Annotated in this window: 11 protein-coding genes and 1 pseudogene; 2 read left to right on the top strand and 10 right to left on the bottom strand. The window is 56.9% G+C overall.

All coding sequences use genetic code 11. The features are described 5' to 3' along the window. Positions 1-35: 35 nt before the first annotated feature. The 9 genes and pseudogenes from ACA079_RS18230 to ACA079_RS18190 all read right to left on the bottom strand — a co-directional run bounded on the left by ACA079_RS18230 (position 36) and on the right by ACA079_RS18190 (position 9,100). Positions 36-830, bottom strand: a complete 795-nt coding sequence (locus ACA079_RS18230; RefSeq protein WP_497700354.1) for an ABC transporter substrate-binding protein — start codon at positions 828-830, stop codon at positions 36-38. Between the two features lie 45 nt (positions 831-875). After that, positions 876-1,946, bottom strand: coding sequence for an isopenicillin N synthase family dioxygenase (locus ACA079_RS18225; RefSeq protein WP_497700353.1), 1,071 nt, complete (start codon positions 1,944-1,946; stop codon positions 876-878). Positions 1,947-1,960: 14 nt separating this feature from the next. Continuing rightward, positions 1,961-2,812, bottom strand: coding sequence for a sugar phosphate isomerase/epimerase family protein (locus ACA079_RS18220; protein ID WP_497700352.1), 852 nt, complete (start codon positions 2,810-2,812; stop codon positions 1,961-1,963). A 399-nt stretch (positions 2,813-3,211) separates the two neighbouring features. After that, positions 3,212-3,967 carry a bestrophin-like domain gene (locus ACA079_RS18215; RefSeq protein ID WP_497700351.1) on the bottom strand — a complete coding sequence of 252 codons (756 nt, stop codon included), beginning with the start codon at positions 3,965-3,967 and terminating at the stop codon, positions 3,212-3,214. 126 nt (positions 3,968-4,093) lie between these two features. After that, a complete protein-coding gene (locus ACA079_RS18210; RefSeq protein WP_497700350.1) occupies positions 4,094-4,552 on the bottom strand; it encodes a glycine zipper 2TM domain-containing protein in 459 nt (152 codons plus the stop codon). Positions 4,553-4,566: 14 nt separating this feature from the next. Continuing rightward, entirely contained in the window at positions 4,567-4,995 is a 429-nt protein-coding gene (locus ACA079_RS18205; RefSeq protein ID WP_497700349.1) for a hypothetical protein, read from the bottom strand. Between the two features lie 64 nt (positions 4,996-5,059). Beyond that, positions 5,060-5,188 (bottom strand): annotated as a pseudogene (locus ACA079_RS18200) (DUF3313 domain-containing protein); the annotation flags it as partial. Positions 5,189-5,289: 101 nt separating this feature from the next. After that, positions 5,290-6,411 (bottom strand): formylglycine-generating enzyme family protein, encoded by a 1,122-nt coding sequence (locus ACA079_RS18195; RefSeq protein ID WP_497700348.1) that lies wholly within the window; start codon positions 6,409-6,411, stop codon positions 5,290-5,292. 130 nt (positions 6,412-6,541) lie between these two features. Then, positions 6,542-9,100: an arylsulfatase gene (locus ACA079_RS18190; RefSeq protein ID WP_497700347.1), complete on the bottom strand. Its 2,559-nt coding sequence runs from the start codon at positions 9,098-9,100 to the stop codon at positions 6,542-6,544. A gap of 209 nt (positions 9,101-9,309) precedes the next feature. On the opposite strand from ACA079_RS18190, the gene ACA079_RS18185 reads away from it, so the two are divergent. Both ACA079_RS18185 and ACA079_RS18180 read left to right on the top strand, forming a co-directional pair. Beyond that, the gene (locus ACA079_RS18185; protein ID WP_497700346.1) at positions 9,310-10,251 is read left to right on the top strand and encodes an MBL fold metallo-hydrolase; all 942 of its coding nucleotides are present in this window, start codon (positions 9,310-9,312) and stop codon (positions 10,249-10,251) included. Positions 10,252-10,688: 437 nt separating this feature from the next. Next, positions 10,689-11,597: an MBL fold metallo-hydrolase gene (locus tag ACA079_RS18180; protein WP_497700345.1), complete on the top strand. Its 909-nt coding sequence runs from the start codon at positions 10,689-10,691 to the stop codon at positions 11,595-11,597. On the opposite strand, the gene ACA079_RS18175 is transcribed toward ACA079_RS18180, so the two are convergent. Further along, positions 11,591-12,487: a LysR substrate-binding domain-containing protein gene (locus ACA079_RS18175; protein ID WP_497700344.1), complete on the bottom strand. Its 897-nt coding sequence runs from the start codon at positions 12,485-12,487 to the stop codon at positions 11,591-11,593. The two genes, ACA079_RS18180 and ACA079_RS18175, sit on opposite strands and share 7 nt — an antisense overlap. Positions 12,488-12,594 lie beyond the last annotated feature (107 nt).

The following is a 12,594-nucleotide window of genomic DNA, read 5'->3' as shown; positions in this document are numbered from 1 at the left end:
GGGGCGGCAGATGACCAGACTACAAGGACACGTTCTTAGTGGGCAGTCGGTTCTTCCAAGCCATATTTCTTAAGAATAGCGGCGTATTCACCGCTCTTTTTGGTCTCTTCGAAGGCTTTTTGCACGGCCTGGAATGTTTCGTCGTTACCTTTCTTGACGAAGATACCCAGGGTTTGCTGATAGATCGGGTGTTCGGTGGTGATCACTACCCGGCCATTGGTCTTTTCCGCGATCATTTTTGCAGCACCAGCGATTTCAACCTGGGCCTGAATGTTTTTGGACAACAGGGCTTGGGTCACTTCGGGCGCCGAGGGGTACTCGCTGACGGTGATGGCGCCTTTGTTGTTCGGCACGCAGTACTCATCGGAGAGCTTCTTGAATTCCTTGACCCAGGTGGTGCCCTGTTCCAGGCCCAGTTTCAAGCCGCACAGGTCTTCAGGTTTTTTCGCATTGATCTCGCTGCCCTTGGGCACCATGACCGCGGCACCGGTGTTGGCATAGGCGATGGTTTGGGCCTGAGTCTGGCGCTCCGGTGTGATGTACATGCCGGAAATGACCGCGTCGTATTTGGCGGAGTTCAGGCCCAGGATCAGGCTCGGGAACTTGGTGTCGACGAACTCCACCTTGGCGTTCATGTGCTTGGCCAGTGCCGCTGCCAGTTCGGGATCCGAACCCACCACGTTTTTGTCTTTGTCATAAGACTCGAAAGGAGGGTAGGTGATTTCCATGCCGACCTTGAACGTGTCTGATGCGGCCATGCTCACCGAGGCACCGAGCATACCGGCTGCCAATACAGCCAAGCTCAACAGGTTTTTGTTATTGTTTTTCATTTTTTACTGACTCCGGCGTAGGTGGGGTGTAGCTGAAAACTTCAATCAGGACGGTTGAGCCTGATTTTTCAGATGTCCGAAACTGGCGGGCTTGCGTGCCTTGCCTGGCAGTTGAACGTCCCCATTGGCCACCCTCTGGCGCAGATACTGATAGGTCTGCAGTGCCTGGCCATACATGTGTTCGCCGATCGTGATTTCTTCGTAGTCGTTACCTCCCTGGGCGAACCCGGGCAGTGGTTTGATCTGGGTGTGATAGTCGCAGGCATAAAACAGTGGGAAGGAATAACGCTCCTCCTTCACGCTCCGCACCCGGTGCGCAGTGGCAACGAATGCGCCTGCCGTCATCACTTCCAGCATGTCGCCGATGTTGACCACAAAGGCATCGGCAATCGGTGGTGCATCGATCCATTGTCCAAGGCTGTTCATCACCTCAAGGCCTGGTTTGTCGGCCAAGAGGATGGTGAAGCACTCATAATCAGTATGGGCGCCAAGACCCGGTGCGTCATGGGCGGCGCCGTCGAAGGGGTAGTGGATCAGGCGCAGCTTGGACGGCGGGCGGGTGACCAGGCTGTCGAAATAGTTTTCTTCCAGGCCCAGGGTCAGGGCAAAGCCGCCGAACAGGCGCCGGCCCAAGGCAAAGATCGCTTCATAGTAGGCCTGCACCGACGCTTTGAAATCCGGCAGTTGCGGCCAGTCGTTGGGCCCCAGCAACGGGGTGTTGGCCAGCACCAGCGGGTCATCGGCCGGGACTTCGAAGCCGACGTCGAAGGCTTCCTTGTGGTCCGGCTTGCCCTTGGAATAGACCTCTTCGCCTTCGGGTACAAAGCCCTTGTGGGTTTGCGAGGTGCCGATGTAGTGCCGCATCTTGGTGTCGAAGGGCTGGTCGAAAAAGTCCTTGGCAGCCTTGCGCAGGTTGGCGATCAGTTGCGGGTCGATACCGTGATTGGTGATATAGAGGAACCCGACTTCGCTGGCGGCGCGCCCCAGTTGTTGGGCCACGGCCAGGCGGTGTTCCAGTTCGAAGCTGAACAGACCGGCGATGTTGACCACCGGGATGCTATTGAAGTTGGCTTTGTGTGTGTCAGTGCTGGCGCTGTTGTTTTTATTGTCAGGCATGACGCATCGGCTCCCTAAGGATTGCTTGAGTGGTGGAAACGCTCGAAGTGTTCGCGCTCGGTCTGGCCCATCCACACGTTCAATGACCACAGGTCGGCCACTGGGACATTGGTGAAGGGCAAATGATGCAGGTAACCGTCGGCACCGAATTCCGGGGTCAGGGTGCTGACCTGGTAACCGCGGGCTTGCTGCGAGCGCCAGATGCTTTCCCAGTGCTGCTGATGGAAAGCCAGTTCTTTTGCGTATTCGGGAGCCGCCGGGTGCGGAACCTGCGGGCCTTGGTCGTAACCGACCCGTGCCTGGATATGGTGAACCCGCTCGACGAAAGCGCTCAGGTCATCGGCCGGATCATTCAACAAACGCTCGCAGGTCACGACCCAATGGCTGATGTCACTGGTGAACAACAGATCGGGCAGTTGCCGGATCAACTCCAGGGTCACCCAAGGGTTGAACAGCGAACGCGAGCGGTGGGTTTCGAAACTGCAGACCTGACCGTGCTTGCGCGCCAGTTCCAGTGCCTGACCGAAGAACTCCACTTGTTGTGGCAAAGACCAGCGGTCATTACCCGCCAGCACGTTGACGAAACGTGGGCCGAGTTCGGCAGCCCAGGCGAGTTTCTGATCGAGGTCATTGAGGTGAACGGCAGGGGTTGCCGACTGCTCCGGCAGCACGTCGTACGCAGTGAAGACTGTGCTGATATAACCCAGGCGATTGGCCTGGAGAAAGGCGCCAAACTCAGCCCGTTCACGGGCGTCCAGTGGCAGACGTGCTTCCATTCCATCAAAGCCCGCCTGCAGCAGCTCTTCAAGTGCCTGGGCCTTGCTGGCGGTGTAACCCCACAGCGTGCGGAAAATTTCCAGCTTCATCGGTGATCCTCAAAAATCCCTAGGCCTACTGCAAAAGCACTTCGACAAAGCCAGTCGGCGATCAAGGGCCAGCAACGGCAGAGGGTTTTTGAGCCGGGTCTCTGCCTGATGGGTCCCACTAAGCGCTGCCGAGGCTAGTTCGCTGTGGAGCCGATGTTAGGCATAGGCGGCGGGGTGAAAGAATCTGAAAATTCAAATGAATACTTCAGACTTTCGTCAACAAATAGCTAGCTATTTATCGCGCTTTTCAAGAGGGTTTTTATGGGCGAGCAGGTGTCTACGCTGGCTATTAGCGAGGGGTGACATTATTACGGCATCATTTTGAAGAGTCCCAAGCGACACTGAGGCCTTCGGCTAGGCGAATTTTATGTGCTGACCGACCCCCTCTCGACTAGTTGATCAACGGATGATCTCGGCCAGCGCTTGGCGCATCGGCTCACCGGAGACATGAACCAGGCCGGAGAAGGGCGAGTCCAGCTCCAGAATCATTGTGATACCTCCAGAAACCGCAACCGAACAGAGGCAGAAAACAGCGATAGTCGTGGCGTTGCGAGGTGCGAACAAACCGAAGCTGGCGAAAACCAAACTAAGCCAAAAGATCAGCAGGATCAGGAACGGCATCGGAATATTACTGGCACGCTGTTCCGCCAGCAGCCAGCGCGCCTGTAAAACATCGTCTGAAAGTGTGAGCGCCTGCGAGCGCAGCCAGCGCTGTCTCGGATCAGTCGGAACAAGCAATAGAATCGATTCTTGTGTCGCCTCCATCAGCCCGACAGTCGCTTCGGTTGACTGTGACGGTTCTCCCACGACCGGGAACAACTCCTGCATTTTCGCCCTCGCGTAGTTGCGTAGCTTAATGCGGGCGTCCTCCGCCTCTGGTCCGTAACGCAGCATCACTCGGTTAATGCGGACGATGTCGACGGCGATCCTGGATACTTCACTCGACCGTGTCGAGAACGAACTGTTCGCCGTCGAGATCATCAGGCCGATCACCAAGGCCGAAAGCGTGCCGACAATTGCTGCTGAAACTGAGATCGCATTGCGCGACTCATTGCTGAGGTGATGCTCGGGCAAAGCCCTCGCAGCAAAGATGCCGACAAGGGCGCCGCCGAAGATAGCGACGAAGGCGATGAGTCCGATAGCTATATGGCTCATGAGAGAAAAATGCGCATCGAATCACCTTGGAATTCCTGCCGTCGTGAGAAAGGCTCGCGCCGCATGCGAATCGCGAGTCAGTTGAAAGCATTTTGGTCGGAGTAGTACCGAAGACCTAAGTGAACTTTAACCGCCTTGCGGTACCACTCGAGCGTCATTACCTGAACCTTGGATATAAACATTCATGCCTTTACCGAGGGATGGATTGATCGGCTGGGTAACCGATACCAGCACGCCACTTTTGACCCGCACGATGATCTGTTGCGCTTCTATCGGTTGGTCGTATTTTTTCTTCTCCACGTAATTGCCGCCGACAGCGCCAGCGAGAGCACCCGCAACCATGGCGACGTCGCGTCCGGTGCCACGACCGATCAGGCTACCGATACCGAGACCGCCAAGGCCACCGAGAACAGCACCGACGCCACTGTCGTGATTGGTCTGCATTTGCGTCAGCGATATCTGCTCGATCTTCCCTGAGCGAATCTCGATTTCGCCGGCACCACCATCGGTTGATCCCACGGTGGAGCAGGCACTGATCAGCACAGCCACCAACGTAAGCGTCACCCAAGACAAGATTGTTTTCATTTCTGTGCACCTCATTATTGATATCGGATGGCAATGCCTTTGAGTTTTCGCCCCTGAATCGTTTCTATGTCCCGGTTCCATAGCGGTCCGGAAACGTACGCAGCCACTGGCTGAATGTGGTCATAAACGACGACGACTGCGTCTGCACCCAGTGTGGCGGCCTGTTCACGTAGTTTCTGTTCAACTTGCGTGATGGGCGGCGCTGGATCGACACTGGCATCGATCAGGATCTCACCCAGCCGTACGTTGGGCCGGGTGGGTTCTACCCGTAATACCTGGACCTCGCTGGCCAGAGTCGGTGCAGGATGTTCAACCCCAACGTAAGCAGTCGTCTGGGCGTCAACAGTCGCGCAAGCGCTCAGCGCGAGCACGCTGGCGAGGAGGGTGGCGCAGAGAAACGGCATTTGAAATTTTTCGTATCTAAGCGATGAATGAGCCGACATGTCAGCTGCCCTCCGATTGAGGTTTTCTCAACCGCCAACGGGTGTTGTAGGTTGTATGCAGGACTCAACTGCGGATGAATGCCCACAGGTCGGCATTCAATTTGTCGATTGCGGCCTTGAAGTCCTGGGTGGTGATTTTCTCGCTTTCATTCGAAAGCTGGGTGCCGAACACCTTGCGCACCACCTTGGCAACCAGACATTGCCGAACTCGTCCGAGGTTCGATCGCCGGACAAGGTTTTTGTCTGATCCACCGGCATGTCCCGAGCCTGTGGGTGACCCAGCTGAAGTTCGCATCAGTGCCTTGGCGAAGCGCGTAGCTGAGTCTGGTTCTTTTCCCATTGGTCATTACTCATCGCCAAGCGAAAGCCGAGATGGGACATGGAATTCATAGGATCCGCACCTTGCCTGGCACTGGTTCGAAAGCTCGTACAGTAGCTGTCGCTACACAGAAAAGAGCCCCCTCGAATCACGCGCTGTGGTGCGTTGGCCGTCACCCCGAGCTCGGGGTCATAGCTCTCAGCTGGCCCCATCGGGTTAACCGCTACTTCCCCAGCCGGCTGAAGTTTAAGTCGAACCTTAAATGCATCTGTACGGTACCAATCGGCAACCCACTGCCAAACGTTCCCGGACATGTCGTATAGCCCGTAGGCGTTAGGTCTGTAACTGCCTACCGGTTTGGTGCCGATTTTGAATTTATTGCTGGACCCGGTCACGGGGAACGGTTGTACCTCATCCCAAGTGTTGGCCATCTTTTCTCCACCGGGCGAGAAATCATTCCCCCACGCATAGTTCGCTTGCTCCAGTCCGCCTCTGGCGGCGTATTCCCATTCTGCTTCGGTCAGCAGACGCTTATGAGCCCATGCTGCGTACGCCTGTGCATCCTCGCGTGAAACCTGAACAACTGGATGGGTTTCCTTGCCCTCGATTGTACTGTTGGGGCCTAACGGGTGGCGCCAGTCGGCCCCCGGGACAAATGCCCACCACTGACTGAAGTCATTCAGAGGGATTGGTCTGTCTGTGCCCACGAAAACCAATGCCCCGGGTACCAGGACACTGTCGTCCGGCTCCGGAGTACCCGGCGGAAGCTGTACCTTCAGGTCTTCCCATTTGGGTTTGCGTTCTGCGGTGGTGATGTAATGCGTTTCAGAAATGAAACGGGCGAAATCGGCATTGGTGACGTCGTAGCGGTCGATCCAATAGCCGTCGAGTCGAACCTTGTGAGCCGGCCCCTCGTTGGGTCGCGCCTGCTTATGATCGCTACCCATCAAAAACTCACCCGCAGGTAGCCAGACCATACCCACGGGGCCATTTTCCCCATCACCGAGGGTCAAAGGCGACGGACCGCGAATGTCCTGATACACAGCAAAAGCCAGGCCGGCAGACACTATCCCGGCTGCGACTAAAGCGATGCCCAATCGCCGTTTCCTGTTAAGCATTTGCGCTCCCCTTGGTTTCTGTAGGTTGTGACTATTGCTAACCCTTTGACCACGGGTGAAATCTGCGCCCAGGCAGGCACCGTCTGCGCTCCTCACACCCGACGCGGGCTCAATCCTGCTTTGCCTTCTCCTCCATTGCAGCCTGTAACTTCTTGATGTCCTCGGGTGACAACTGCGGGCGATTGACCTTGATCGTCAGCTGGTTGAGTTTGGCCGTCAGTGGGAACGGCGGCTGGTAGTCCGCATCGTTCACGCCAGTCAGTGTGTCGGAACCGATGTCGAACGCCTCGTCCCACTGCAGGATCATAGGCAGCGTGCGCTCCATACGTTGTGTGGCGACCACCTTGTCATCCACCTTTAGCGTGCCAGTGCCGGGCTGGGCGAGGCCGCTGAAGTCGTTGAACTCGAGCGTGCCCACACCCACCCCGTCGTACTTGAAGTCAAACTCAATCGTGTGCCGACCCGGCGGTAGCGCCTCAGTGCCTTCCCACTTCACGCGTTGCAGATCAATCAGGTTCCACAAGAACACCGGTTTACCCTTCAGCAGGTAGAAACCATACCCCGAGAACCGTCCTCCAGACGTAAGGATCATGCCCTCGGCACCACCCTGCGGTACTTCAATGTCGGCGCTGATCGTGTAGGAGGTGTTCAGCAACAGCGGCGAGTCACCCTGCGGCAATCCTGTCATCGGCTTCGTATAGACGAACTCCTTGCGTCCGGCGGTGATGTTTGGGCGCGGCGCAATGATGCGTGCACCCACCGAGGCGTCCAGCGGCAAAACCTGGTACTTCTTGGCCTCGGCGATGAACGCCTGCTTCATCTCCTTGACCTTTTCCGGGTTCTTGTCCGCGAGGTTATTGGTCTGGTTGAAGTCGGTTTTAAAGTTGAAGAGCTCAAGCACCTGGTTGTTCAACGGATCCGTGTTGGCCGGGCCAAAGGCTTCCCACGGCGCACGATTGACCTTCGTGCTCAGAAACCAGCCGTCCTGGTACAGGGCCCACTGACCCATCATTTCGAAGTATTGCGTCGTGTGCTGCGACGGCGCCTTGGCATTCTTCGCGTCGAAGGTGTAGGCAAAGCTCGTCCCTTCGATCGGTTTCTGCTGGATGCCATCCACCGTGTCGGGCGCTTGGATGCCGGCCGCCTCAAGGATCGTTGGCACCACATCAATCACATGCACGAACTGCTCGCGCAGGCCGCCCTTGTCCTTGATCCGCGCCGGCCATGACACCGCCATGTTCTGATTGATGCCGCCGAGCTGCGAGGCATTTTGCTTGAACCAGGAAAACGGTGTGTCGAAGGTCCAGGACCAGCCGGCCGACATGTGGTTATAGGTTTTATCGGTGCCCCACACGTCGTAGTACTTCATTTGTTCCGCAACCGGCACACTGATGCCGTTGAAAAAGGCGACTTCGTTGGGGGTGCCAAGTGGTCCCCCCTCGGCACTGGTGCCGTTGTCGCCGTTGATATAGATGATCAACGTATTGTCGAGCTTGCCCAGATCCTCGACCGCCTGGACGACGCGGCCGATCTCACTGTCGCTGTAGGCGACATAGGCGGCGAAGACCTCAACCTGACGGATATAGAGCTTCTGCTCCTCGGCCGTCAGTTGGTCCCACTCCTTCAGCACCTCTTTCGGCCACGGTGGCAACTGGGCATCTTTGGGCACCACCCCCAGGCGCTTCTGGTTTTCGAAGATGCGCTCGCGCACTTTGTTCCACCCCTCGTCGAAGAGCTTCATCTGGCTGATCTTGTCTACCCACTCCTTGGTGGGGTGGTGCGGCGCGTGCGTGGCGCCGGGCGCGTACTTGATGAAAAACGGTTTGTCGGGGTCGATCTGATGGATGCGCGTCATCCAGTCGATCGCGTCATCGGCCATGGCCGTGACCAGGTTCCAGGTGCCGGGCGACTTGCCAAGGAACGGATAGATCTGGGTCGTATTGCGGAACAGGTTTGGCTCCCATTGATTGGAATCGCCACCGACGAAGCCGTAAAAATACTCAAAGCCCATGCCGGTTGGCCATTGATCGAATGGCCCGGCCTGGCTGGCAGCGAAGACTGGTGTGTTGTGGTCCTTGCCGAACCAGGAGGTGGAGTAGCCGTTGTCACGCAGGATGCGCCCGATAGTCGCCTTGTCCCGGTCGATGATGCTGTTGTAGCCCGGGAAGCCGGTCGACTGCTCCGAGATCACACCGAAGCCCGCCGAGTGGTGATTGCGCCCGGTGATCAGCGCGGCCCGAGTCGGCGAGCACAGCGCCGTGGAGAAGGTCCGGTTGAAGCGCAGCCCTTGCTGTGCGATGCGATCCATTGTCGGTGTCGGAATGACGCCACCGAAGGTGCTGGGCACGCCAAAGCCGGCGTCGTCGGTGATGATCAACAGCACGTTGGGCGCCCCTTTCGGCGGAACCACGCGTGGCGCCCACCACGGTTTGGAATGCAAGGCGTCGTCCTGAATGACGCCGCCAAACTTCGGATCGGGTGGTGGCAGTTGCGCACCGCTGATACTGATGGTGGCACTGGGCGCACCTAGCGTGCCGGTAACTTGCTCGGCAAACACGGGTGCCGATGCCAGCAAGGTGCCGACAATCGCAACGGGAAGGAAAGTGATCAACTTGAAGGGGCGCATGGCTCTTAGCTCCATTCGGAACTGTTTGAGTTCGATGGGCACGCTCAGAACTGCGGGGCGTAGGTAGATGTGGCACTTGCCAGTGAAGCGTAGCCGCGGAATTTGCGCCGGTAATGCGGGCTGCCCCTCATTCGACGGGCGGTAGCGCGCTCAGTTGCTCGCAATAAGCGTCAGCAATATCTGCTTTACGCAAGTGGCAGCATATCAATCCTCAACTCACGACTTTTATCACGCTGTATGAGGAACAACCCATGAACGTAGCACGCAGTTTTCTAGTGTCCGCGGTCGCAGCGTTATTCCTGGCTACTGGACCGGTAAGCGCTGATGTGTTGAAGCAGGCGCCAGGGTATTACCGAATACCTCTTGGCGATTACAAGGTCACGGTTTTGTCTGACGGAACCGCCCCCAGGGATCTCGCTTCGATCATGAGCAAACCTGATGAGGTACGTGCCGCATACGCTCAAGCGCACGAAGCTCTCCCTGTCGAGCTGTCCATCAATTGCTTTTTGATTGATACGGGTAAGCAACGCATTTTGGTGGATACGGGGGCAGGTGAATTGTTTGGTCCTACCTCAGGAAAGGTCGTTGCCAATCTTCACGCGGCCGGTTACAGCCCGGAGGACATAGACACTGTCCTGCTCACCCATATTCATGCTGACCATTCGGGTGGTTTAACCGTAGCGGGCAAGCGTGTGTTTCCAAACGCAGCCGTCTATGTAGACAAGGCAGACCCTACGCTGTGGCTTAGTCAGACCGAAGAGGCAAAAGTCCCCGCTGCTCGCAAAACCACTTTTGAGCAGTCCCGTAAAACGGTTGGTCCCTATGTCGATTCAGGTCAGTTGAAAACATTCACTGCGCCAACAACACTGTTCCCTGGTGTCAGCGCTGTTCCATTACATGGTCACACACCGGGCCACACTGGCTACATGATCGAAAGCAAGGGGCAACGATTGCTGCTCTGGGGTGACACGGTTCACGCGGCCGAGGTTCAACTGGATCATCCCGAGATCACTATCCAATACGATGTTGATGCCACCGCCGCAGCAAGTTCGCGACGCAAAGCTCTGGATGAAGCGGCTAAAGAAGGCTACTTGGTCGGAGGCGCTCACATTTCCTTTCCGGGCTTGGGCCATGTCGAAAGTCGTGATCGGACCTACATCTGGCATCCGGTTCCATATTCGACCGGAAATTAAAAGTCGTTAATTCATGTGACTGGGAGCGGATATCGAACACAGGCTACTTAATCTCACGCCCAAGGCGATCATCGTTACTCCAATCGCGAGAGGCTGCAACCTACCCATTGCAGCCGTTCGCTAACGACTGCAAATGGCCGATGACTGCCTGTGCGAAGGGCTGCAAACGACCGTGGATTCAACCGCGAGTTAATCGTTTACAGTGGAGTCGACGTTTAGGCTGGTAATGAAAGCCGATGAGTCGGAATCGAGCGCTTAGTGCCTATTGCTCAAGGGCTGCTGCCTTTTTTCAAGTTCTGTTTTCCGCACGCTTTAATTGAGCTGAAGTGTCCTACTTTAAAAATCATCCATTGAAATGCGAACCCACAGTCAGTGAGATAGACATGGCAGACAGTGCTCTGCCATCCGTTGACATTAAGAGAAAAGGTTCGCATTCCATGCGCAAGCTCGTAAAAATCCTGACCCTGGTTTCCTTCACCATTCTTGCTGCTCCATTCGCCACTCAGGCACAAGAAGCCTCCAAGGCGGAAAGCCCGGCCTTTATGGTGCATAAGTTAACGAACTTCCTCTACGCCATCGGCGAGCCCAACTACTATCAGAAGAACTATTCGTACTTGTTGGTGGGGACGGATCAGGCTCTGATGTTTGATTCGGGCGCGAACCAGAAAGAAGACATCACCCTATTGGTGCGCAAGATCACGGACAAGCCGCTCTCGATGCTGCCCTCACACCTGCATTTCGATCACCTTGGCGGCCTGCACAATTTTCAGAGCATCTACTTGGTGGATACGCCCTTTACCCGTCAGTTCAGGGAGAAGGATGGCTTCTACCGTGTTCCGGAGCCGGTTTACCTGGGCAACATCGATCATATGGTCGTGCCGCCCTTCAAGGTAGCGCGGCTGATACAGCCCGACGAGATTATCGACCTGGGCGGTCTCAAGGTGCGCCTGATCAGCGTGCCTGGTCACACGCAAGACGAAGTGGCGCTCTACGATGAGACGCACAATATCCTGCTGGCCGGGGACCACATCTATCCGTCCTGGCTGCTGGCGGGGAACCTAAAGGACTACGTTGCTTCTCTCGACGCCACGCTGAAAGTGATCAATGAGCAGACCACTATCTATGGCGCTCACGCTGGTGAGGACCCAGCCAAGGTGCCTGCCATGACATACGCCGACGTGCAGGCGATCCGCAACAAGATGGTCCTGATCCAGGCCGGGCGCGCCAAGGGTGAAGCCTTCAGCGATCCGGAACTTATCAAGAGCTCCGAGCTTTACAAGGTGGAGAAAGACATCAGCATTCTCACCAACATCCAGTTCACTGATGGTCGTAGCTACGGTTATTGATTGGGCTGCCCGCCCGTAGATAGTAACCAGTCGATGAACGCCCGGATTTCCGGGCGTTCGCGCGTTCCTTCGGAACAGGCAACGTAGTAATTGTGCACCGCAGGCACCGTGATCGGTAGCGGACGCACTAATCGTCCTTCATCGAGATCGCGGGCGGAGACGATTTCATCGCTCAGCGCCACGCCGAAGCCGTCCCGCGCTGCCTGCAAGACCATGCCGAAATCTTCGAAGTAGATATCCTCGTCGCCGCCACGGCTGAAGCCGACATCGACAAGCCATTGCTGCCACTGGCTGCCATTATCTTCGTGTAGCAGGCGATGCCGTGCCAGGTCTGACACTTCGCGAATGGCCTTCGGTCCTCGCAAGTATTGCGGGCTGCATACTGGAGTCATGCGAATGCCGTGCAGCAGCCGCCACCATAAGCCTGGCCATGGCGGCGTGTCATAGACCACCGCGACATCGGCGCGGCGCCAGTCTACTTGCGGCATGGCCGGCGCGGTGATCACGTTCACCCGTACCGATCGCGACGCCTCCATGAAACGCAGCAGCGGCGTGGTCAGCCACTCCACTCCCTCCGCAGGGGGAATGGACAAGGTGATCCCAACGACCTCCTGCTCTGCAGTGAAACCGGTCTGCAGTGCTGTCACCGCGTCGCTGATTTCGCTCATTGCGTTCGCTACATGCTTTTGTAGCAGTCGGCCGCTGGCGGTCAGCACAAGTTGCCGGCCGCGCTTCGCAAACAGTGCCACGCCAAGGCTAGCCTGCAATGCTTTGACTTGCTGGCTCACCGCGCCGGTGGTGACGTGCAACTCAACCGCGGCTGCTGCCAGACTGCCCAAGCGGGCCACGCTCTCGAACACTTTAAAATTGTGCAAGGGGGGGAACGGCATTTCATCTCCGTAACAACAGCACTGCGATCAGATCAGGAGCCCGACAAGGTCGAGCGCGCGTACATGAGCATCGTCTCGCAATTTGCTATTACATGGGTACCCTGCTG

The organism is Pseudomonas sp. LBUM1645, assembly GCF_059716185.1.
Note: the sequence above shows the minus strand (reverse complement) of the source record. Positions and strands in the feature narration are given on the sequence as shown.